At 66.7% G+C, this 21743-nt stretch carries 15 protein-coding genes, 2 tRNA genes, 1 other RNA gene and 2 pseudogenes; 13 read left to right on the plus strand and 7 right to left on the minus strand.

The genetic code is table 11. The annotated features are described in order from the left end of the window. Positions 1 to 53: 53 nt before the first annotated feature. Positions 54 to 1865 carry a hypothetical protein gene (locus tag C491_RS05695; RefSeq protein ID WP_005554450.1) on the minus strand — a complete coding sequence of 604 codons (1812 nt, stop codon included), beginning with the start codon at positions 1863 to 1865 and terminating at the stop codon, positions 54 to 56. A gap of 341 nt (positions 1866 to 2206) precedes the next feature. On the opposite strand from C491_RS05695, the gene C491_RS05700 reads away from it, so the two are divergent. The 4 genes and pseudogenes from C491_RS05700 (at position 2207) to C491_RS23625 (ending at position 4296) form a co-directional block, all read left to right on the plus strand. Next, positions 2207 to 2893 carry an FxLYD domain-containing protein gene (locus C491_RS05700; protein ID WP_005554451.1) on the plus strand — a complete coding sequence of 229 codons (687 nt, stop codon included), beginning with the start codon at positions 2207 to 2209 and terminating at the stop codon, positions 2891 to 2893. Between the two features lie 327 nt (positions 2894 to 3220). Further along, a pseudogene (locus tag C491_RS23960) lies at positions 3221 to 3556 on the plus strand (NAD-dependent epimerase/dehydratase family protein); the annotation flags it as partial. A gap of 62 nt (positions 3557 to 3618) precedes the next feature. Continuing rightward, a pseudogene (locus tag C491_RS23965) lies at positions 3619 to 3897 on the plus strand (SDR family oxidoreductase); the annotation flags it as partial. Positions 3898 to 3921: 24 nt separating this feature from the next. Next, on the plus strand, positions 3922 to 4296 hold the full coding sequence (locus C491_RS23625; RefSeq protein WP_241431294.1) for a hypothetical protein: 375 nt from the start codon (positions 3922 to 3924) through the stop codon (positions 4294 to 4296). Between the two features lie 57 nt (positions 4297 to 4353). Here C491_RS23625 and C491_RS05710 read toward each other — a convergent pair whose 3' ends face one another. Beyond that, the gene (locus C491_RS05710; protein ID WP_005554458.1) at positions 4354 to 6234 is read right to left on the minus strand and encodes a midas domain-containing protein; all 1881 of its coding nucleotides are present in this window, start codon (positions 6232 to 6234) and stop codon (positions 4354 to 4356) included. A 258-nt stretch (positions 6235 to 6492) separates the two neighbouring features. Between C491_RS05710 and C491_RS05715 the strand changes: the two genes are divergently transcribed. Together C491_RS05715 and C491_RS05720 are read left to right on the plus strand one after the other, a co-directional pair. After that, positions 6493 to 7107 (plus strand): hypothetical protein, encoded by a 615-nt coding sequence (locus C491_RS05715; RefSeq protein WP_005554460.1) that lies wholly within the window; start codon positions 6493 to 6495, stop codon positions 7105 to 7107. A gap of 139 nt (positions 7108 to 7246) precedes the next feature. Then, positions 7247 to 10282: a bacterio-opsin activator domain-containing protein gene (locus tag C491_RS05720; protein ID WP_005554462.1), complete on the plus strand. Its 3036-nt coding sequence runs from the start codon at positions 7247 to 7249 to the stop codon at positions 10280 to 10282. Between the two features lie 261 nt (positions 10283 to 10543). Here the strand turns inward: C491_RS05720 and C491_RS05725 are convergent. Continuing rightward, a tRNA-Asn gene (locus C491_RS05725) sits at positions 10544 to 10616 on the minus strand. A gap of 95 nt (positions 10617 to 10711) precedes the next feature. On the opposite strand from C491_RS05725, the gene cca reads away from it, so the two are divergent. Further along, positions 10712 to 12109: a CCA tRNA nucleotidyltransferase gene (cca, locus tag C491_RS05730; RefSeq protein WP_005554466.1), complete on the plus strand. Its 1398-nt coding sequence runs from the start codon at positions 10712 to 10714 to the stop codon at positions 12107 to 12109. Positions 12110 to 12130: 21 nt separating this feature from the next. Here cca and C491_RS05735 read toward each other — a convergent pair whose 3' ends face one another. The 3 genes from C491_RS05735 to C491_RS05745 form a co-directional block, all read right to left on the minus strand. Then, positions 12131 to 13150: a histone deacetylase family protein gene (locus C491_RS05735; RefSeq protein ID WP_005554467.1), complete on the minus strand. Its 1020-nt coding sequence runs from the start codon at positions 13148 to 13150 to the stop codon at positions 12131 to 12133. Between the two features lies 1 nt (position 13151). Further along, a complete protein-coding gene (locus C491_RS05740) occupies positions 13152 to 13583 on the minus strand; it encodes a histone (protein WP_005554468.1) in 432 nt (143 codons plus the stop codon). Positions 13584 to 13646: 63 nt separating this feature from the next. Further along, positions 13647 to 15077: a single-stranded DNA binding protein gene (locus C491_RS05745; protein ID WP_005554472.1), complete on the minus strand. Its 1431-nt coding sequence runs from the start codon at positions 15075 to 15077 to the stop codon at positions 13647 to 13649. A 254-nt stretch (positions 15078 to 15331) separates the two neighbouring features. Between C491_RS05745 and C491_RS05750 the strand changes: the two genes are divergently transcribed. From C491_RS05750 to C491_RS05760, 3 genes are all read left to right on the plus strand, one after another. After that, a tRNA-Arg gene (locus tag C491_RS05750) sits at positions 15332 to 15404 on the plus strand. 481 nt (positions 15405 to 15885) lie between these two features. Next, positions 15886 to 17085, plus strand: coding sequence for an outer membrane protein assembly factor BamB family protein (locus tag C491_RS05755; protein WP_005554473.1), 1200 nt, complete (start codon positions 15886 to 15888; stop codon positions 17083 to 17085). Positions 17086 to 17175: 90 nt separating this feature from the next. Next, a complete protein-coding gene (locus C491_RS05760; protein ID WP_005554474.1) occupies positions 17176 to 18051 on the plus strand; it encodes an esterase/lipase family protein in 876 nt (291 codons plus the stop codon). A gap of 245 nt (positions 18052 to 18296) precedes the next feature. Here C491_RS05760 and rnpB read toward each other — a convergent pair. After that, positions 18297 to 18903: RNase P RNA component (rnpB, locus tag C491_RS05960), an RNA gene on the minus strand. Positions 18904 to 19008: 105 nt separating this feature from the next. On the opposite strand from rnpB, the gene C491_RS05765 reads away from it, so the two are divergent. The 3 genes from C491_RS05765 to C491_RS05775 all read left to right on the plus strand — a co-directional run bounded on the left by C491_RS05765 (position 19009) and on the right by C491_RS05775 (position 21739). Beyond that, complete coding sequence (locus C491_RS05765; RefSeq protein ID WP_005554475.1) at positions 19009 to 19608, plus strand: TIGR00296 family protein; 600 nt, start codon at positions 19009 to 19011, stop codon at positions 19606 to 19608. 206 nt (positions 19609 to 19814) lie between these two features. Continuing rightward, a complete protein-coding gene (locus C491_RS05770) occupies positions 19815 to 20843 on the plus strand; it encodes an ABC transporter ATP-binding protein (RefSeq protein WP_005554476.1) in 1029 nt (342 codons plus the stop codon). Continuing rightward, positions 20840 to 21739 carry an ABC transporter permease gene (locus C491_RS05775; protein ID WP_005554477.1) on the plus strand — a complete coding sequence of 300 codons (900 nt, stop codon included), beginning with the start codon at positions 20840 to 20842 and terminating at the stop codon, positions 21737 to 21739. The genes C491_RS05770 and C491_RS05775 overlap by 4 nt, the downstream gene beginning before the upstream one ends. Positions 21740 to 21743: the final 4 nt, after the last annotated feature.

Genomic DNA, 21743 nt, shown 5'->3' on the forward strand with positions numbered 1-21743 from the left:
GCTCGAAGAAAGAAAGAAACGAGTGGTCGGTTCGCGTCCGTTACGGGACGGTGTCAGTTCGCCGCTGCAGCCGCGAGTGCTGCGGTGGCCATCGCGGGCATCATCGAGGCGTTGAGATCCGAGTCGAAGTAGTCGCAGTCGTCCTCGGAGCCCGAGGAGGAACTCGAGTCCTCGCTCGTCGACTGGGAGCTCTTCCGGTCGCTGTCGACGTCGCTGCTGCTTCTGGTCGTCTCGCTCTCGTCGCGGTCGGCGTCGCTCTCGCTCTCGTCGAGTTCGCTCTCGGCGTCGCTCGAGTCGTCGCTCTCGCTTTCGGTCCGGTCGCTGGCGCTCGAGTCGCTCTCGCTGTCCGAGCTGCTCTCACTGTCCGAGCTGGAGCGTTCGATCTCGTCGACGCCGGTGTCGCTCTCGCTGTCGGTGTCGAGTTCGGACTCGGAGCTCTCGCTGCGGTCGCTCTCGGTCGTGTCGTTGTCGATCGTGTGGGTGCTGCCGTCGCGCTCGGTGGTGAGACTGGAGCTGCTGCGCTCGCTCTCGTCGGACTCGCTCGAGTCGCGCTCGGCGTCGCTGTCCGACGTCTCGAGTTCGCTCTCGGCGTTGTCGTTGTTCGTCTCGCTCACGCTGCGATCGCTCTCGTCGCTGCTGCTCGCGGCGCTGTCGCGCTCGTTGTCGCTCTCGCTGGCGTCGCGCTCGCTCTCGTCCGATTCGCTCTCGGAGCCCTGATCGCTGGACTCGCTGACGTCGCGCTCGCTCTCGTCGCTGGAGCTGCTGTCGCGCTCGCTGTCGCTCTCGCGGTCGTCGAGTTCGCTCTCCTCGCGTTCGCTCTCGTCGCTCGCGACGTCGCTCTCGTCGCTGTCACTGGAGCTGCTGTCGCTGGCGCTCTCCGTGCGGTCGCTCGAGCTGGACTCGCTCTCCTCGCTTTCGCTCTCGCTGTCGATGACGTCGAAGCTGTCGCGGTCGGCGTCGTTGCGCTCGACGAGGTCGCGCTCGTCGTGCTCGGAGTCGCTCTCGCTTTCCTCGCGGTCGCTCTCGTCGCTCTCGGTCAGCTCGGAGTCACTCTCGTCGCTCTCCGAGTCGCTCGTCGTGGACTCGCTGTCGCTGGCGTCGCGCTCGCTCTCCTCGCGGTCGAGGGAGCTCGAGGCGGCGTCACGCTCGGAGTCGCTCTCGTCGCTGGCGTCGCGCTCGCTCTCCTCGCGGTCGAGGCTGTCGTTGTCGACGTCGCGGTCGGAGCTGTCGCGCTCGCTCTCGCTCGAGTCGCGGTCGCTCGAGCTCGCGCTTTCGTCGCTGTCGCTCGCCGTGACCTCCGTCTCGTCGAGGCTGCTGTCGTTGTTGGAGCTGTCGCGCTCGCTGTGCGTGCTGTCGCTCTCGCTCTCGCTGTCGGAGGCGTCGCTAGCATCGCGCTCGCTATCGCGGTCGTCCTGGACGTTCTCGACGTCGCTCTCGTCGCTCTCGCTCTCGCTCGAGTCGCGGTCGCTCTCGTCGCTCTCGCTGACGTCACGCTCGCTCGAGCTGTCGCGCTGTTCGTCGCGGTCGTTCAGCTCGGAGTCGGTCTCCTCGCTGTCGCTGTCGCTCGAACTGTCGCTCGCGCTGTCGCTCTCGTCGCTCTCGCTGACCTCGCGGTCGCTCGAACTGTCACTCGAGCTGTCGCGCTCGGAGACGTCTCGCGTACTATCGCTCTCGCTGACGTCGCTACTGGAGCGATCTGACTCGCTCTCGCTGTCGCTCTCGCTCTCGTCCGATTCGTCGGCGGAGCTGCTCTCTTCGTCGTCGTGTTCGCTCGAATCACATCGGTCGGTGTCCTGTGCGCTGAGTGCGGCCGGGCTGGCGTCGCCGCCGAGGACGCCTCCCGCTCCGACTGCACCGGCTAACACGAGAAGACCGACGAATGTGATAACAATGATTTTTCGACTCATCTGTGCGGTCTCTGTACCTAGCTGTCCATCTCGACTGATCGGCCGCTAGGCTACTCGAACATCCGCGCAACGGCTACAAAAACCGGCGACGAAGGGCGACGAAGGATCGGCCCGATCGACGCCGTATGGGTTCGCTCCGACACCGACGGAGCCGCCGGCCCGGTGGCCGGAACGGCCACAACGATCCGAGGTCCTCTCCGGTGACCCGTGGCGTTTCGCCGACGACCGACCCGATTCCGCGCCGTTGGCGGTCAGGATCCACCCACGGCTCAAGGGTGCGCTCCGCCTTCGGTCGCTCGATGAACCGGCGCGAGTTTCTCGGGGCGACAGGAGCGCTCGGAATAGCAGGGCTCTCGGGCGGCGCGCTCTCGACGGCGGCGAGCCAGGATCGGGACCAACGTTCGGACTCGGACCCGGACGACGAGGCGATTCTCGAGGTCACCGACCACGAGCTCGTCGCCGCGGACGATGCAACCTATCTCGCGGCGACCGTCGAGAACGGCGGCGACGTCGCCGCGGGCTGGATCACCCTCGAGGTCGACTGGATCGACGCCCGCGACGAGCGCCTCGAGACCGACCTCGCCCACCTCGGTACCCTCGGTCCGGGGCAGAGCTGGCAGGCGCGCGCGTACTACAGCGGGTCTGAACCGGAACTGATCGCGGACTACACCCTCGAGGGTCGGGCCGATCTCGAGCCCCTGCCCGTCCCCTCCGGGCTCGAGGTGCTCGAAAGCGACGTCGCCCTCGAGGGCGAGGAGGTCGTCGTGACGGGCCGCTTCGGGAACGGAACGGGCGAGGCACAGCCGAACGTCGACGTGATCGCGCTGCTGTCCGACGACGCCGGAACCGTCTTGGGCGACGTCTGGACAAACGAAGCGGACGTTCCGAGCGGGGAGTCGCGCTCGTTCGAGGGGCGCTGCAACGGACGCGACCGGGCGGACGACGTAGTCGATCACGAGGCTATCGTGACGAGTTCGGCGTTCTGAGACGGAAACGTGAGTCCGAGAATCCGATCCGAACTCCGCTTCGACCGCGCCCCTTCTTCCACGGACGTTTCCGCGCGAACCGCGGCGTAAACGCGGTTTGCTCGACCCTCTCGAGGATCAGTGCTACGTTCCACGCAGGAAGGCGATGGATCGCAATAGCGTATGACGATACATCAGCCGAAAGGCAGCCTGCAGCGGTCAGAGGCAGTGTGTAGCACGACACTGGAAGTGGAAAACAGCGCCAGCATATTTTGCGAGATTTCGATAGAAATTGGCCGTCCGACGGTTCGAGAAACCTATTTGGTATTTGGTGGCATATAGCATTCGATGAAGTATTTTGTCACCGGTTCGACCGGATTGATCGGATCGCGCGTAACGACGGAGCTTCTCGCAGCCGGTCACGATGTAGTTGGGCTGACCCGTTCGCGATCGAACGCCGATCACCTGCCCGAGTCGGTCACGGTGGTCGAAGGCGACATCACCGACAAAGAGAGTCTGCGGGATGCGATGACCGGTGTGGACGGCGTGTTTCACATCGCTGCATGGTTTTATCTCGGCCCGGGCCCCCGTAACGCCGAAAAAGCCGAACGGATCAACGTGGAGGGGACCCGGAACGTTCTCGAGTTGATGAACGAACTGGAAATTCCAAAGGGCGTATACACCAGCACGCTCGGCGTGTATCCACCCCGAGGGTTCGATTATATCGACGAAACGGTTGAGCCGGCGTGTATCCACCCCGAGGGTTCGATTATATCGACGAAACGGTTGAGCCGGCGTGCCCGAAGTCGGCCGTGTACTATCGGACGAAATGGGAGGCCCACTACGAAGTCGCCAGACCGCTGCTCGACGATGGACTCCCACTCGTCATCGTTCAACCGGGTGTCGTCTACGGACCTGGAGACAAGTCCTACGGATCGATTCGAGGGATGTTTCGGAACTACCTTCGGGGCGACCTTCCGATGATCCCACGCAACCACTACGTACCCTGGGACCACGTCGGAGATATCGCTGCCGGGCACCTTCGCGCCATGGAACGGGAAGCGCCCGGAGAGACGTACATCATCTCGGGGAAGCCCCGCGACGCCGTCGACGTGCTCGAGTGTGCCGAGGAGATAACGGGCGTTTCGGTCCCTCGAGTCGTCTCCCCGAAGGTATTCGCAGGGCTCGCCAGCATAATGGGGATAACAGAGCGGATCGTTCCGCTACCGGAAGGATTCGAAGCCGAGGCGCTTCGGTTTTTCACCGATGTGCGATGGCCGGTGGATAACAGCAAGGCGTCGGAGGAACTAGGAATTACACATCGGCCGCTCGAGGAAGGCCTCCGGGATTATTTGGAGTGGGAGCTGGCTCAGTTGGACATGCGGGGCGACGCGAAAGGCGAGCCCCGGGAAGTCGCTCCCTAGCAACGCCGACATTCAGCAGGACGACAGAAAGGAAAACGACCGCAAAAGAGGCGACGCTCAGAGCTTGGAGACGTCGACGTCGAACGTTCCGTCGTCGTTCTCCTCGATAGCGCCCTTCTCCCGCAGCTCGTCGTAGCTGTCGTCGGTCACGAGCAGGCGCTCGGAGACCGTCTCGCAGTCCTCGTCGGACTGCTGTTCGCGGGTCGTGTCCTCCGTTTCGCTCTGTGAGGTGCGCGTGTCGCTGTCGCGGTCGCTGTCGTTCCGGGTCGTCTCGCGCGTGTCGAGGTCGCTGTCGGCCTCGCTGAGGTCGCGCTCGCTCTCCTCGGTGCTGTCGCGCTCGCTCTCGCTGAGATCGCGGTCGCTCGAGTCGTGGGCGCTGTCCCGGTCGCTCGCCTCGTCGCTCGCGGACTCGGACTGGTAGCGCTCGTCGGTGCCGGTGTCGCTCTCGCTGTCGGCCTCGCGTTCGGAGGCGGTCTCCTCGCTGCGGTCGCGGTCGCTCTCATCGAGCTCGTCGGTAGCGGTGCTGCCGTCGCGCTCGGACTCGCTGCTCGAGCTGGCGCGCTCGTGCTCGTCGGACTCGCTGGCGTCGCGCTCGGCCTCGCTGTCGGCCGTGTCGAGGTCGTACTCGGCGGAGTCGTTGTCGGTCTCGCTCACGCTGCGATCGCTCTCGTCGCTGCCGGAGGCGGCGCGCTCACGCTCGGACTCGCCCTCGCTGGCGTCGCGTTCGCTCACGTCGCGGTCGCTCTCGGCACCCTGGTCGCTGGACTCGCTGCGCTCGGCGTCCCGTTCGGTGCCCGCCTCGGCCTCCCGATCGGACTCGGTCTCGCTGGCGTCGCTCGCGGTTTCGTCGCGCTCGCTCTCGTCGGACGCGCGTTCCGCCGAGTCGCGCTCGCTCTCGCTGAGGGCCGACTCGGCCTCCTCGCGGTCGATCTCGTCGCGGACCGTGCGGTCGCCGACGTCCTCGCTCTCGACGCTGTCGAAGCGCTCGCGGTCGCCGTCGTCGATCCGATCGCGCTCGTCGGTTTCGGCGCTGCTCTCGCTTGCGTCGCGCTCCTGGGATTCGCTCTCACTCGAGTCGCGCTCACTGGCGTCGCGCTCGGCGTCGCTCTCGGCCGATTCGGTCTCGGCGGCGTCACGCTCGCTCTCCGCGCGGTCGCTCGAGTCCGACGCCCGCTCGGCCTCGCTCTCGCTCGAGTCGCTCCGCTCGGACTCGCTCTCCTCGAGATCGGCCCGGTCGGCGTCGACCTCGCTCTCACTTGCGTCGCGTTCGGACTCGGACGACTCGCTGTCGCTCGCACCCTCGCGTTCGTCGTGATCGCTCCGGGTCGTCTCGTCCTCGTCGTACGTGCTGTCCCCGTCGCGGCTGTCGTGTTCGCTGTGGGTGCTGTCGCTCTCGCGCTCGCCCTCGCTGGCGTCGCTCGCGTCGCGTTCGTGCTCACGGTCGTCCCGCTCGTTCTCGACGTCGGTGTCGTCGACCGTCCGCTCGGAGCGGTCACTGTCGCTCTCGTCGACGGCACTGGCGTCACGCTCGCTTGCACTGTCGCGCTGTTCGTCGCGGTCGTTCAGCTCGGAATCGATCCGTTCGTCCTCGCTGGCGCTGTCACTGGCGCTGGCGCGGTCGCTGCGCTCGCTCTCGGAGAGATCCCTGTCGCTGGCGCTGTCACTGGCGCTGTCGCGTTCGCTCAAGTCGCGCTCGCTGTCGCTCTCACTGTGGTCGAGATTGCCACGCTCCCGGTCGCTCTGGCTCTCGCTCTCCCGTTCGTCGAGGTCCGTCTCGGTGGCGATTTGCTCGTCCGTCTGTTCGCTCACGTCGCATCGTTCGTCGTCCAGTGTGTAGACGACGACGTGGTCGTCGGGACCGACGACGCTGCCGGCGCCGATGGCGCCGGCGAGCACGATGAGTCCGATGGCCGTGAGCACGCTGAGTTCCTGAATCATGTTCCTGTTCGTCGCCTCGTCTGATAGGCTGCGCTGCCGAGCAGCTCACCACCATCTCCGCACGGCACGCTCAAGAACGGGCGGCGAAGCTTCGGGAAGAACGGCGGCGATCTGCGGTTCTTGACCCCGATCGGCGCCGTCGATACCGGATAACGACCGCCCCGTTCCGAACGAACGTGACCGCTGTCGAAGGATCCGCCCGGATCTTCCTCTCCAGTTCATGTCGGTTCGAGGAGTGACCGTTCGTATCGAACGGCGATGACGAAACGATGCCCCTACTGCGACGAGTCGGTTGCCGACGAGAAGTACGTCTCACACCTCGAGCGAGCCCACGACGGCGAGCTCGAGGGTCTGGACCGCCGGCTCGTTGACGAACACGGCCGCACCATATCCAGAAACGTCAAGCCGTACGTTCTCGGCGTCGCCGTCCTCGTCCTGTTCGTCGTCGCGTACCTGGCGATCTTCCTGATGCCTGCACCGGTCGAAACCGCAGCGGTCCAGCAACCCGATGCGGACAGCCCGACCCACCTCCACGGCGATATCCTCCTCGAGTACGACGGGACGGTCGTCGACTTCGACGATCCGCAGTACATCGAGCAGGACGGCTGCTTCCACTTCCACGACTACGACAACGCCGAGGTCTGGCACGTCCACTGCGAGGGCGTCACCCTCGAGTACGCCATGGCGACGCTCGGGATGGAGCTCACCGAGGACTCCCTCGTCGTCGGCGGCGAGGCGTACGACGAGGACGACGCCGGAACCACCGTCTCGGTGACCGTAAACGGCGATCCCGTCGATCCGGAGCGGTACGTCCTCGAGGACGGCGACGACGTTCGCATCGTCGCCGAAACGGATCGGGGGGCGGATTCGTGACGACAGCGCAAACTCCTCACGAGCGGAGAACGTCTCACAAGCGGAGAACGTCCACTGAAGTTACCCAGCAGCATCGGAGTGTGCGGAAAACATGTCTATTGGTGTACGGTTATGCGCCATGGCGACCTTCTAGAGACACATGACAACACATTTTCCCTCGTCCGTCGACGATCCCCTGTTCAGGGACGTAGCGGAGACCGGTGCCGACGGGCTGGTCGTCCTCGATACCGACGGCACGATCGTCTTTACGAGTTCGCACGTCCCTGACCTCCTCGGTTACGACGCCGAGGAACTCCTCGAGGGGCCGGTCGATCGTCTGCTTCCGGACGGCGGCACGAACCCGCTCGATCCCGTTCTCGATCGGGCGCCGGCGGCCGACGCCAACCGAACGCGCGACCGGATCGACTGCGAACTCGTCCACCGCACCGGGCGTTCGATCCCCGTAGAGCTGGCCGCGGCGACGGTCGACATCGACGGTGAGCGCTACCTCACGGTCGTCGTTCGGATGGACCCCGAACCAACCTCAAACCGGCGACCGAGCCGCGATCGTCCGCCGACGAGAATCGAGATCGACGGCCGCCGTTCGGACTCCGGACCCCAAGCGCGAACGGAACGCGACGTCGACGAGAGCCGGCTCGAGGCGCTCTACGACGCGAGCCGGAAGCTCCACGCGGCCGAGACGAGAGGTGACGTCGGACGGATCGCCGTCGAGCTCATCCAGACGGTACTCGGTCGATCCTACGCCGCGGTGTGGCGGTTCGACGCCGACGGCGAGGTGCTCGAGCCCCTGGCCGCCAGCAGATCGGTTCGCTCGTCCGCCGTCGACGACGGCGCCGCGACCGACATCGCGCCGATCCCGTCGGGGACGGTCGAGATGGAGGTCTTCCGCGAGGGAGACGCCAGACTCGTCGAGACGTACCACGCCGTCGACCGATCGGCACATCCGGAGATCGGGCTCGAAGAGCGACTCGTCGTGCCGCTGGGCGAGACCGGGCTCCTGACCGTCGGCTCGACCGACGGCGAGACGATCGACGACTCGCTGCGCAACCTGATCGGAATCCTGGCGTCGACGATCCAGGCCGCGTTCGACCGCCTCGACGCCGAGGACGCGATCCGACACCGGTCGGCGGCGATGGAGTCGGCGATGGATGGGATGGCGATCTCCGACGAGTCTGGCGAGCTTCGATACGTGAACCGCGCGCTCGCCGACCTGCACGACTACGACGTCGACGAACTCGTCGGCTCGTCGTGGCAGATCCTCTTTCCGAGCGAAGAGGTCGAACGAATCGAGCGGGACGCCATTCCCGCCGTACTGGAGGCAGGCTACTGGCGCGGGGAGGCGGTGGGACGGCAGTCGGACGGCACCCGTTTCTACCAGGAACACTCCCTCACCGCGCTCGAGGACGGGATCGTCTGCGTCGTGCGCGACGTCACCGACCGGAAATCCTGGGAGCAGCGACTCGAGGCGCTCAACGTCGTCGCCCGCGAGCTGATGTGCGCCGAGACCGCAGCGGACATCGCTCGAACCGGTGCCGAGGCCGTCGAGACCGTCCTCGAGTTCGAGATCGCCTGCGTCCGACTGTTCGAGCCGGAGACGAACCAACTCGAGTGCGTCGCGATGACCGACGGGGCCAGGGAGCTCCTGGAGATGCGAACCGCCTACGACCTCGAGGCGACGCTGGCCGGGCGCGCGTTCAGAAACCGGGAGCCGGTACGGAACGCAATCGTCGAGCAGGAACGGACCGATCCGGAGCTGTTCGAACACTCGAGCATCCACGTTCCGATCGGAGCCCACGGCGTTCTTACGGTGCTCGCACGGGAGGACGAGAGCCTCGACGGCAGCGACCTGCATCTCACGGAGATGCTGGCGATGGGCATCGGCGCGGCGCTGACCCGGGCCGAGCGAACCCAGCTCCTGCGCACCCAGGAGCGAGAGCTCCGCCAGCAGCGCGATCAGCTCGAGACGCTGAACCGGATCAACGCCGTCAACAACGACCTCGTCACCGGACTGGTGGCAGCGACGACTCGCGAGGAACTCGACCGAATGATCTGCGAGCAGCTGGTCGCGTCGGACCTCTACCGAAGCGCCTGGATCGGCCGCGTCGAGGGAGTCGACGATCGGATCGGATCGCCCGTCGCTGCCGGCGTCGAGGACGGCTACCTCGAGACCGTGACGAAAACCCGACTGGGTTCGATCGCCGGCGGCACCGTCGAACGGGCGGTCGAAACCGGTGGCGTTCACGTCGTCCGGCAGTACCAGATCACGGAGAGCCACGAGGCCGACGACGAGCCCATCAGGGACGTCGAAGCGATCGCCGCGGTCCCGCTACTGTACGGCGACCAGACCGTCGGCGTGCTCGTCCTCAACAGCGTTCGCGACGACGTCTTCACTGAGGACGCCATCGCGGGGTTCGAGTCGCTCGGCAGGATCGTCGGCTTCGCCAAGAACGCCCTCAAGAGCCGGGAGCTGCTGCTGGCCGATTCCATCGTCGAACTCGAGTTCTCGCTTCGCGACCGGGCCGTCTTCTACGTCCGGCTCACGGCCGAGTACGACTGTCGCTGCGAGTTCCGGCGTGCGATCCCCCTCGAGAACGGTCGCGTGATGCTCTACCACCGGGTTTCGGGCGTGGAACCGGCGACCGTCCTCGAGGCCGCCGAGGCGGCCTCGGAGATCGAAAGCGCCCGCGCGGTCTCGGAGCGCCACGACGGGTTCGTCCTCCAGACGGTCACCGAGAACTCGATGATCCAGCTCGCCCTCGAGTCCGGAACCGCGGTCCGCTCGGCGGTCGCCGAGGGCGGCGAGGGAACGGTCGTCATCGAGGCCCCCCAGAGCGCCGACGTCCGCGACGTCGTCGCGACGTTCGACGGCGAGTTCGACGGCCTCGAGCTCGTCGCCAAACGCGAGCGCGAGCGCTCGGTGACGACCGCCGACACCTTCCGGGAATCCGTCGGCGATCAGCTGACCGACAAGCAACGCGCGGCCCTCGAGTCGGCGTACTTCGCCGGCTACTACGACTGGCCCCGGAAGATCACGGCCGAGGAGCTGGCCGACTCGATCGGGATCTCCTCCTCGACGCTCCACCAGCACCTCCGCCGCGGGAACTGGTGTCTGCTGTCGGCGTTTTTCGCCACCGGCGAGGACGACTCGGATGTGGAGGCGCCTCACTCGAGGTGACCGTTCGCTCGGAGCGACCGCTCCTCGCGAGTGGTTGGTTTCGCAAAAGCCCGACTGGAACGCTCGACGTCCCAGTCAGCCCGAAAAATTTCGCAGAAATTTGTCGGACGCCGAAGCCAGGACTCGAACGGATGCGAGACGGTCGGCCTCACTCCGTTCGGCCGCGTGCGACTCGCGTGCTCGAGTCCTGTTTGTTTCGCTGTTCTTCTCACCGAATTCGTTCGGAGCTATCGCTCCTCACAAGTAACGTTCGAAGAACAGCGCCGAAGCCAGGACTCGAACCTGGGACAACCTCGTTAACAGCGAGGTGCTCTACCATCTGAGCTACTTCGGCTCATCATCTGGTAATCGGGTAGGTTTGATAGGGCTTTCGTTTTTCCCTCCCCGAGTTCGACACGCTTTCACGCGGCGCTGCAGTACTCCGACGCAATGAGCGAGGACGAGGCCGACCGCGACGGCGGGCCGGACGGGGCGAACGACGATTTCGAGTCGGTGCTGTCCCGAGTCCGAGATCGGATCGATCCGGACGCCGACGAACGAGCGCGGCTGCGCGCGGTCGCGGAGACGCTCACCGAGCGAGCCGAGGACGCGGCGACCGACCTGGCTCCCGGCGCGGACGTCCTGCAGGTCGGCTCGTCGGCACGGGGGACCTGGATCAGCGGCGACCGAGACATCGACGTCTTCGTCCGCTTTCCGCCGGAGCTCGACCGCGAGACGCTCGAGGAGTACGGCCTCGAGGTCGGCCACGACACGGTGCCCGACGGCCACGAGGAGTACGCCGAACACCCCTACGTCAAGGGCGAGGTCGAGGGGTTCGACGTCGACGTCGTCCCCTGCTTTCGTCTCGGGTCGGCGACCGAAATCCGCTCGGCCGTCGACCGGACCCCGTTTCACAACCGCTACCTCGAGGAGCGCCTCGACGAGGAGCTGGCGGCCGACGTGCGCCTCGCCAAGCAGTTCCTGAAGGGGATCGGCGCCTACGGGAGCGACCTTCGGACCAGCGGGTTCAGTGGCTACCTCACCGAGTTGCTCGTCGCCGAGTACGGCGGGTTCCGACCGCTGCTCGAGGCCGCAGCCGACTGGCAGCCACCGGTCGAACTCGATCCCGAAGATCACGGACGGGCGTCGTTTTCGGATCCGCTAATCGTTATCGACCCGACCGATCCCGAACGCAACGTCGCCGCCGTCTGTGCCGCCGAAAACGTCGCCCGGCTCCAGCACTACGCCCGCGAGTTCCTCGCTTCCCCCTCGGTCGACTTCTTCGAACCCCGCGAGCCCGAGCCGCTGACGGCCGCGGCGCTTCGCGACCGACTTGCGGATCGGGAGGCGACCGCCATGGCGGTCCGATTCGAGGCACCCGACCTCGTCGACGATCAGCTCTACCCGCAGCTCCGAAAGTCACTCGAGGGGATCGTCGGCGGGCTCGACGACCGTGGGTTCGACGTTCTTAGAGCGGACACGTTCGCCGACGAGACGGCCGCGGTCTTCGCCGAACTGGCTGTTGCCGAGCGGCCGGCGATCGAGCGTCACCTCGGGCCGCCGATCCACGTCCGCGACCACGCCGAGGGGTTCTACGACGCCTACGACGACGACCCCGACGTCTACGGTCCGTTCATCGACGGCGACCGCTACGTCGCGGAGCGAAAGCGGGACTGCACGACCGCTCGAGGGTACCTCGAGAGCGACCGCCTGTTCGACGTCGGGCTCGGTGCACACGTCGAGACGGCCCTCGAGGAGGGGTACGACGTACTCGTCGGGGACGAGACGACGGCGCTGCTCCCCGAGTTCGACCGCCAGCTGGGTGCGTACTTCGATCCGCGACCCTGAGAAATCGATCCGCTCGAGCGCTCAGTCCAGTTCCAGCTCGAGGTCGTGTGCGTCGGCGACCTCCTCGAGCAGTTCGACCGCGTCGGGGCTGCAGTCGTCGTCGGGTTCGATCGGCTCCCGTCCGTCGAACGTCTCGTGGACGAGCGCGACGCTGTCGGCGAGCACGTCGAGGCCGTACCCACCCTCGAGGACGAACGCCAGCGCCGCGTCGGTCCGGTCGGCGACGCTCCGGAACCGATCGGTCAGCAGGGCGTAAGCCTCCGTCGAGAGCCTGATCCGCGAGATCGGGTCGTGGCGGTGGGCGTCGAAGCCGGCGCTGATCAACAGGAGGTCCGGATCGTACGCCTCGAGCGCGCTCGAGACGGGACCCTCGACCGCCTCGAGGTAGTCCCGGTCGTCCGTGCCCGCGGGCATCGGGACGTTCATCGTCGCTCCCTCGCCGTCGCCCTCGCCCGTCTCCTCGACCTGTCCGGTACCGGGGTAGAGCCCCTCCTCGTGGATGGACGCGAAGAAGACGTCCTCACGGTCGTAGAAGATGTCCTGCGTGCCGTTGCCGTGGTGGACGTCCCAGTCGACGATCGCGACTCGATCAACGTCCCGGGTGTCGAGGGCGTGCTGGGCGGCGACGGCGACGTTGTTGGCGAAACAGAAGCCCATCGCGTCGTCGTAGACGGCGTGATGGCCCGGCGGTCGGCCGATCGAAAACGGCGTCTTTCTGCCGTCGGCGCCGTCCAGCGCCGCCTCCGCGGCCCAGCAGGCCTGCCCGGCGCTGTACTTGACCGCCTCCCAGGTCTCCTCGACGGCGGTGGTGTCGGGGTCCCAGTTCCCCCCGCCGTCGGCGCAGAACTCCCTGACCGACTCGAGGTAGTCGCGGTCGTGGACCCCCTCCATGACGTCGACGCCGACGGGGTCGGCCTCGACGTACTCGACGCCGTGCTTTCGCTTCAGCCGTTCGCGGATCGCGCGCAGTCGGTCCGGCGACTCGGGGTGGCGCGCGCCGGGATCGTGTGCGAGACAGACCTCGCTGTAACCAAACTGCATCTCACTCGAACAGCGAGAAGTACGTCTCGATGTCGTCGTCGGTGATCGTTCGCCGGTCGGCGTGGCGAGCGAGAACCGCCGCGGCCTGGGCGACGTTGTCGGCGTAGTCCTCGAGGATGTCCGCCAGCGCGATCCGGGCGTCCATCGAGACCCGGTATCGGGAGTCGATCTCGAGGCGAGCGATGCGGTCGACGGGTGCGACCGGCAGCTCGAGGTCGTCCTTGTTAACGACGGTTTCGACCTCGAAATCCTGGGCCATCAGCGTCTTGCGCCCCTCGGCGTTCGCCCGCTCGGCGGCCTCGGTCGCGAGTTCGCTCCCGCGCTCCTGGATGCGCTTTGCGAGCTCCTCCGATGCGTCGGCGCTCACCCGAAGTTCACCCGCGTTCCGCCGGATGATCGTATCGACCGGCGCGAACGGGAGTTCGACGTTCATATCATGATAGCCGGAGTTAACTCCCTTAACGCTTTTCCTCACGATTCGGCGTTTTTCGCCGTCTCAGAACACGTCACTCGCCTCGAGCCGACCGTCACGGACGACACCGCGGGCGGTGATCTCCTCGCCGAGCCCGACGGTGGCCTCGGTGGTGACGCTCATCGTCGTCTCGCCGTCGTCGAGCACGACCGGATCCCCCGCTTGGACGACGACGCCGGTGAACTCGATCTCCTCGCCGGGTTCGGGCTCGTCCGGGCCCGCGTCGTCACCGTCGTCGGCCGTCGATGCCGCCTCGTTCGTCGACGCTCCGTCGTCACCCTCCGCGAACGACGACAGGCCCGCGTTCCCGTCGCTGTCCGCCCCGTCGTCCGCGTCTGCGCTCGAGCCGGCCTCCGAGTCCAGCACCGTCACCGTCGACTGCCAGCCCGCGCTCGCCTCGAGGTCGTCCTGCCAGCCGTCCTGGATCTCGACGTCGGCCAGCGCGACCTCGTCGCCCGGTCCGAGATCGGTGTCGGCCTTCGAGCCCCAGAGCGCGACCCGGATGTCGCCGGTCGCGTCCTGTACCCGAATGTTCCGGACCTGCCCCTCAGAGCCGTCGTCGCGGTCGAACGTCCGCTTGGGGTCGGCCGATCGAACGACGCCCGCAATGTCGACCGTCTGGCCGATCTCGACGTCCTCGATCGGTACGCTCTCGGGAACGTACTCGACGTCGGCGTCGACGGCCTCGAGCGCACCTCGGTTGCCGACATGAAGCTCGAGCGAGCCGTCTCGCTCGCGGACGTAGCCGTCGACGACCTCGAGGGTGTCGCCGGCCTCGAACTCGGTCACCTGTTCCGCGCGTTCGTCCCACATCGTCACCCGGATACGCCCCGTCGAGTCGCCGACGACGAGGTTCGCGACCTTCCCCTCGGAGCCGTCGTCGCGGTCGAACGTTCGAATGGTATCGGTGTCGAGGACGACGCCGACGAGGTTCACGCTCGAGAGCCCGAGCGACAGCGCCTCGACGGTGTGAACGTCGGAAACCTGGACGTCGATCTCGGTGTCGGGGTCGGGTTCGACCTCGTCGACGCTGACCTCGACGCCCGAAAATCCCTCCTTCGGCCGTCCCTTGATCCGTAACACCTGGCCCTCCTCGAGCTCCTCGAGGGTCGCCGCGGCGTGGTCATCCCAGAACGCCGCCCGGATCGAGCCCGTCTCGTCGGCGACCTCGACGTTGACGACGCGGCCGTCTTCGTCCTCGCCGTCGCGCTCGAAGGTCCGCATCTCGCCGATGTCGATCACCTTCGCGACGAACTTGGCCTCCTCCATTCCGGGTTCGACGTCGGCGACGCCGCCGACCTCGCTCTCGCCGATCTCGTGGGCGATGAGCATCGCCGCCGTCTCCTCGTCGGCGAGCCCGCCCATCTGGTCGACTTTCTCCTCGACGGCCTCGCGAAACTCCTCGAGAGAAACGTCCGCCTCGAGGTCCTCGTACACGCCCTCGATGTCGCTCATTCTATGTTCGTTCATGAGTAGCCCGCGCATAAGAATTGCTCATTCGACGGCTCCGGGAGCGAATGACGAACACGGCAGGGCGAGACGACGGCGGTAACTCGAGGCTGTGTCGACGGTCCGAGTGCATACGATCGTTGGCCGCCCCTTCCGGGATAAACGTACGCGGTTCGCGTGACACTCCCTCCCGAAATCGGCGTCCAGCGGCCGAATGCTTTCGAAAGGGCTTTAATGTCGACGGCGGTACGTAGAGATGAGTCCTGATAGGGTAGTGGACTATCCTCTTGGCTTGCGGAGCCAGGGACCGGAGTTCAAATCTCCGTCAGGACGCTCACTTATCGCGAGTGCTTCACGTTGTTCAGCACTCGCTCTTGTGTTCGGTCCTGACGTGCCTCACGCTCACTTCGCTCGCGTGAGACTCCGTCAGGACGTTTCTGTCGACACCAAACCGCGAGCAAAGCGAGCGACTGGTGTCGGCGAAACTCCGATACGGAGATTTGAGCAGGAAAGTCGCAGCGGCTGAGCGAAACGAGGCCGAACGTCTTTCCGAGTTCAAATCTCCGGAGCGTCTCCGACGCTCCGTGCCCAACGCTCATTTCGTCACCGGCGGCGAAGCCGCCGGTTTCCAGCGGGACCGAAGGTCCCGCCCGGTTCGTGTGAGACTCCGTCAGAACGCTTTCTGTCAAGTATCCTCGAGCGCTCGCTCCGGTTACCGACGGTACGAGAAACGGCTCGAGCCTACTCCGCAGTGATCCGCCGACACCCCGCCCGGGCACAAAGCTCATTCCGGAACGGTGGCGAGTCGAACCGAATGCGATCCAGACGCGACGTCCTTCTGGGGACCGGAGCTGCCGGTACTGCGGCGCTTGCGGGCTGTCTCGGGAGCACCGACGCCGAGCCCGGTAGCGACGACGACTACACGTGGTCGACGCCCGGCGCCGACATCGGGAACTCGAGGGCCGTCGCCGACGGCGCGGCGCCCCGCGAGGAGCCCTCGCTCAAGTGGCGCCTCGAGTTCGACTCGGCGTTCATCACGGCCGAGCCGATCGTAACCGACGACACCGTGCTGGTCACGACGGGGACCGATGTCGTCGCCGTCGACCGGGAGACAGGCGAGCGACGGTGGTCGATCGATCCCGACAACGACGCCTACACGTACAACGGTGCGCCGACCGTCGTCGGCGATACGGCCTACCTCCAGGAGGTGGACACGCTGACCGCCCGCGACCTCGAGACGGGCGAGGTAGAATGGAGCCACGAGTTCGAGTCCACGATCGGCACCGGGTCGGTGACGGTGTCGGAGACGGACGACGGCCGAATCTACGCCGCCGCCGGCGACGCCGTCCACGCCCTCGAGGCCGAAACGGGCGACCACCTATGGGAGCAGAAGCTGCTCGGCGTCCCGCGGTACGCCCTCTCGAAGTACGCCGACTCCCTGTACGTGGCGACGCGAGGCGGCGAGTTGTACGACGTCAAGCGGTGGGGTGCCGTCGAGTGGCGGCGAACGATCGAGGCCGGAATCGCGAGCGCACCAGTTGTGCTGACCTCGGAGGACCGCCGCACCGGACACGGTGTCGCCGTCGCCGCCAACGACGGTACGATCACGTACTTCGACATCGGCGGGAACCGGGAGTGGGAGACCGAACTCGGCGGCTTCGGGACCGACGGGCTCGCGATCGGTCACCGAACGCTGCTGGCGCGGTCGGGGTCGACGCTGTACGCGCTCGACGCGAACGAGGGCGGCGAGCGGTGGCGCGTTTCCCTCGAACGGGGCGACTCCGGCCCGCCGATCGTCGTCGGCGACACGGTCTACGTCGGGGACGACCGCCTCCGCGCGATCGATATCGACGGCGGAGTCGGGATTCGCTCGTTCCGAGTCGGCGAACGGCGGTTCGAACGCGAGACCGACGGCAACGTCGGGTTCGTCACCGCGGCCGACGGGAAGCTGTTCGCGACCACCGACGCCGGCTGGGAGGAGGACGGCTCGACGGAGCTGCTGGTCCTCTCGTGAGAGCGAGCGTCCCGGAGCGTGCCTGCACGGAACGTACCCGCGCTCGCCACAAAACCTGCCTCGAGTCGCGATTCGAACGACGAGGTATCCATGAACGACCGACACTCGAGAGCCGACGACAGCAGGGGAGACGAAGAAGAGTCGGCGCCCGTCAGCCGACGGCAGCTTCTCGGCGCCACGGCGGGCGCGGCTGCGGGAGCAACGGGCCTTGGCGCCGCGTCGAGGTCGGCTTCGGCGAGCGAACTTACGGGCTGTGACGACTGGCTCGAGGCGCCCGCCGACTACCCGGAGATCGACCTCACCGACGCGGAGCCGGCCGCCGAGAACCTCGAGGACGTCGGCGAGGAATTCGTCGTCTTCGTCCATGGCTGGCTTGGCCTCGAGAGCAGCACGGACCAAGCCAACACCCTCCGGGAGGCCCTCGAGCAAAACGGCTCCGACCAACCCGTCGTCGCGGCGTCGTGGGAGGCCGACAGCCACAACTACTGGCGCGCCGAGAACACCACCGAGACGGCCGGCGAGCGCCTCGCCGCCTGGCTCGAGGACGAGGCCGACGACGCGACGGTCCACCTGGTCGGCCACTCGCTGGGCGGTCGCGCGTGTCTCGAGGCGCTGGCCGCCCTCGAGAGCCCCGTCGAGACCGTCTCGCTGCTCGGCACCGCGGCCGACGACGATGCGGTCTGTACGGCCGGCGCGTACGGCCCCGGGATCGAACATGGGGCCGACGCGGTGTACAACTACCACTCCGGGAACGACGCCAGCGTCTGTTACGGCTACGACGTCCAGTCGTTCTCGAGCGGGCTGGGCTGTGCCGGCAGCGACTGCGGCGGCGGCTGGTTCCGCAGCGGGAGCTCATGTCCCGAGAACTATGTCGACGTAGACGTCACCGACGGCGTCGGCGACCACTGCGCCTACGCGAAACCCGACGTCGGCTGTGCGAACCTGATCGCCGACACGCTCGAGTGAGGGCTCGAAGAAATCGGAGCGAGACTCGCTCGGTTCGAATCAGCGGTACAGACCAGAAAATCAACGAGTTCGATACGACATGAATCCTGCAACATGGCGTCCGCGAACTGATCGCTCGAGAGTGGGATTCCCTCGAGGAGTACGGACAACAGACGTAGTTGACGCGTTCCTGGAGCCGATCGCACGTCGCCCGGAGAACCGCTCGAGAGAGATTTGAACGGCGTCGCCACTCGAGGACGAAAACTGGGTGAGAGGAGTAAGCCCCCTTCTGTTCGATCCGGCATTCGGCTGAGCGTCCGCGCCGTCCGCGAAATCGCGGAGCGTTCGGGCTACCACGGCGCGGACTTGCACCGGTGAGGATTCGCCGTTCCATCGATCCTCGGCCGTCTGTGTGTGGTCGACCGCGCCAGTCGACGTGAATCGCGCGGTCCATGGATTCGAACCACGTGTGTACGACCACACTCGACTCGGCGGTTTGCACCGCCTCGTCTTCGACGACTCGTGCGCCGGAGGCGCTCCGAGTCGCCTGTTCGACGGCTCGCGCCGTCTCACGTTTCGCGGTCCGTCGGACCGCGCATCCCTCGGCGGGTCAGCTCCCCTTCCTCGCGGTCGGGTTCGCGCGCCTCATCGGTCGGGCCGAGACGTGTCGTTTCTGTTCCAGAGCCGGCGGTCTCCCGCCCCGGACTTGCGTCCGGTCACCCGCCCGAACGGGTGGGGGGACTTTCCTCGCGAGCGTTGGACACCTCGGGGAGGTGGCCAACGTGGGGGCACGACGCGACGTCGAGTCGCCTCGTGCCATGGTGACCCCGCCGTCGCCGGCGAGGTCATCGCGGCAGCCGGGCTCTCTCTCCCAGCGTGACGTAGGGGCGGCAGGCGAATAAGTCCCGCGGTCGCCCCCCAGCCGGGCCTCGAGCCGAATGGAAGCGTTTTAGGACGTCAATTCCCATGTGCATTCGTATGTCCCAGCGACAGGGCGTTGACCTTTCCTACGAGGACGGCGTGCGCGCCGTCGAGCTCGCGCGCGAATCCGTCGAATCCTACGTGCAACACGGACAGCGAGAGCAACCGGGCAGCATGCGGGAGGCTTTCTACGAGCGAACGGGGGCGTTCGTCCGACTCGAGTCGACCCGCGGACGGGGGAGCCTGCGGGGCTGTGCCGGGGGGTACCGCTCGGGCGACCAGCTCGGCCACGTCATCGTCGACGCGGCGATCGAGGCCGCGAGCGAGGACTCCTGTGGCTCGGAGGTGAGCCCCTCGGAGCTGCCGAATCTTACCGTCTCGGTCTGTACGGTCAAGAACGTCGTCCTCACCGACGACCCGCTTGCGGACCTCGAGCTGGGGACCCACGGCGTCGCCGTCGACGCCGGCGAGGGCGGCTGGCTCTACCCGACCGTTCCCGTCGAGAACGGCTGGAGCGAACACGAGTACCTCGATCGAACCTGTCGGAAGGCCAGGCTCGCACCGGGCGCCTGGCAGGACGACGACGTCGTCGTCACCCTGTTCGAGGGGCAGGTCTTCCGCGAGCGGGAGGCCGACGGCAGCATCGAGGAGCTGTAGCTGGCCGTCAACGAGCCGTCGCGAAGAGCGAAAGAAGACCGATCGCCACGGACGTAGTATATAAGCTTTTCTCGCAGGTGTCGAGCCGACAGCCGTGACTCGGATTATACGATCGTTCCGGCTGACTCGTGAGTCGTGATGGTCGCAACCGATACCGAACCGAACGAACCAACGACGGACCGCCCGCTGCTTCCGGAGGTGGGTCGATGACGGCGATCGAGACGACGGGACTGACGAAGCGCTACGGGGAGCAGACGGCCCTTGAGGACCTCTCACTGACCGTCGAGTCCGGCGAGGTGTTCGGCTTCCTCGGGCCGAACGGCGCTGGCAAGACGACGACGATCGACCTGCTGCTCGATTTCGTCCGGCCGACCGACGGCTCTGCGACGGTACTCGGCTACGACGCCCATGCGGAGACCGATGCCGTCCGCGACCGCGTCGGCATCCTCCCGGACGGGTTCGACCTCTGGGAGCGCTCGTCGGGGTATCGACACCTCGAGTTCGCCCTCGAGTCGAAGGAAGGGACGGAGTCGCCGGACGCCCTGCTCGAGCGGGTCGGCCTCGACCGGGACGACGCCGAGCGGCCCGTCGGCGACTACTCGAAGGGGATGCGCCAGCGTCTCGCGATGGCGATGGCAGTAGTGGGTGATCCCGACCTGCTGATCCTGGACGAGCCCTCGGGCGGCCTCGACCCCCACGGTATCCGGACGTTCCGGGAGATAATCCGCGAGGAGGCCGCCGACGGAACGACCGTCTTCTTCTCGAGTCACGTCCTCGGGCAGGTAGCGGCCGTCTGCGATCGAGTCGCCATTCTGGACGACGGCGAGCTCGTTACCGTCGACACGATCGAGGGACTGCGCGAGCGTTCGGGCGTCGGCTCGAGGCTGATCGTCGACACCCCGAACACGGGGCTCGATGCTACCATCCTCACCGGTATCGACGGCGTCACCGACGTAACTGCTGACGGTGATCAGGTGCGGATCAGCTACGCCAATCCGGCCGTGAAGGCGCCCGTGATCCACCGGCTCGTCGAGTCGGGCGTGTCGGTCCTCGACTTCGAAATCGAGGAGGCCACGCTCGAGGACCTCTTCGCCGCGTTTACGGGATCGGACGGCGATCCGAGTCGAAACCGGCCCGAGGCGACTGCCGAGACCGAACGCGTCGGAACGCCCGCGATCGACGGCGGAGCCGCGGCTCCCGAAGCGGTCGAGAGGGACGCGGAGGTGGGACGATGAGCGCGACCGCGATCGCCCGCAAGGACTTCGAGGACGCGGTCCGCTCGCGGATGGTCTGGTCGGTGATGGGCGTGTTCGTCTTTCTGATGGCGCTGGTCGCGGTCAGCGCCGCCACGGACGATCTCTCGGGGACGGAGCCGACCGAGATCATCGTCACCGTTACCAACATCGGCGGGCTGTTGTTCGTGCCGATCGTCGCCCTGCTGGTCGGATACATGGCGATCGTCGGCGAGCGCGAGTCGGGCAGCCTCCGACTACTGTTCGGCCTCTCGCACGGCCGTCGGGACGTCTTCGTCGGGAAGTTCGCGAGCCGGCTCGGCGTCATCGCCCTCGCGACCCTTCTGGTCGGTGCGATCGCCGTGGGGACGGGGCTGGCGCTGTTCGACACCGTGCCGCTGGGTACCTTCCTCGCTTACGCCGGCCTGACCGTGCTGCTGGGGATGGCGTTTACGGCGATCGCCGTCGGCGTCTCCGGGATCGCGACCTCGCGGATGCAGGCGATGGCAGGCGCGATCGGCAGCTACGTCGTCTTCACCCTGGTATGGCATCCGATCGTCGCCGGCGTCCACTACCTCCTCGAGGGGAGCCTGCCCGGACTCGAGGCGCCCGAGTGGTACTTCCTGCTGTTGCGGCTGAACCCACTCGAGGCGTACCTGCAGGTCTCGAGCGAGCTGGCCGGCCAGTTCATCTGGGGGATCGTCGGCATGCAGGGAATCGTCGAGGACGTCCCCGAGGAGTCGCTTCAGGAGCCCGACGCGCTCATGCTCTCGAACCGCGTGGGTGGAGAGCTCCCGTTTTATCTTCAGGACTGGTTTGCCGTAGTCGTCCTGGCCGTCTGGATCGCGGTGCCGCTTCTGGTCGGCTACTGGCGCTTCGTGCGAGCGGACCTGAACTGAATCG

The organism is Natronococcus amylolyticus DSM 10524 (assembly GCF_000337675.1).
GTDB lineage: Archaea > Halobacteriota > Halobacteria > Halobacteriales > Natrialbaceae > Natronococcus > Natronococcus amylolyticus.

Coding starts and splice junctions, on each gene's coding strand:
- C491_RS05700 (WP_005554451.1), top strand. CDS start 2,207: ATGAACCGGCGCGAGTTTCTCGGGGCGACAGGAGCGCTCGGAATAGCA.
- C491_RS23625 (WP_241431294.1), top strand. CDS start 3,922: ATGGAACGGGAAGCGCCCGGAGAGACGTACATCATCTCGGGGAAGCCC.
- C491_RS05710 (WP_005554458.1), bottom strand. CDS start 6,234: ATGATTCAGGAACTCAGCGTGCTCACGGCCATCGGACTCATCGTGCTC.
- C491_RS05715 (WP_005554460.1), top strand. CDS start 6,493: ATGACGAAACGATGCCCCTACTGCGACGAGTCGGTTGCCGACGAGAAG.
- C491_RS05720 (WP_005554462.1), top strand. CDS start 7,247: ATGACAACACATTTTCCCTCGTCCGTCGACGATCCCCTGTTCAGGGAC.
- cca (WP_005554466.1), top strand. CDS start 10,712: ATGAGCGAGGACGAGGCCGACCGCGACGGCGGGCCGGACGGGGCGAAC.
- C491_RS05735 (WP_005554467.1), bottom strand. CDS start 13,150: ATGCAGTTTGGTTACAGCGAGGTCTGTCTCGCACACGATCCCGGCGCG.
- C491_RS05740 (WP_005554468.1), bottom strand. CDS start 13,583: ATGAACGTCGAACTCCCGTTCGCGCCGGTCGATACGATCATCCGGCGG.
- C491_RS05745 (WP_005554472.1), bottom strand. CDS start 15,077: ATGAGCGACATCGAGGGCGTGTACGAGGACCTCGAGGCGGACGTTTCT.
- C491_RS05755 (WP_005554473.1), top strand. CDS start 15,886: ATGCGATCCAGACGCGACGTCCTTCTGGGGACCGGAGCTGCCGGTACT.
- C491_RS05760 (WP_005554474.1), top strand. CDS start 17,176: ATGAACGACCGACACTCGAGAGCCGACGACAGCAGGGGAGACGAAGAA.
- C491_RS05765 (WP_005554475.1), top strand. CDS start 19,009: ATGTCCCAGCGACAGGGCGTTGACCTTTCCTACGAGGACGGCGTGCGC.
- C491_RS05770 (WP_005554476.1), top strand. CDS start 19,815: ATGACGGCGATCGAGACGACGGGACTGACGAAGCGCTACGGGGAGCAG.
- C491_RS05775 (WP_005554477.1), top strand. CDS start 20,840: ATGAGCGCGACCGCGATCGCCCGCAAGGACTTCGAGGACGCGGTCCGC.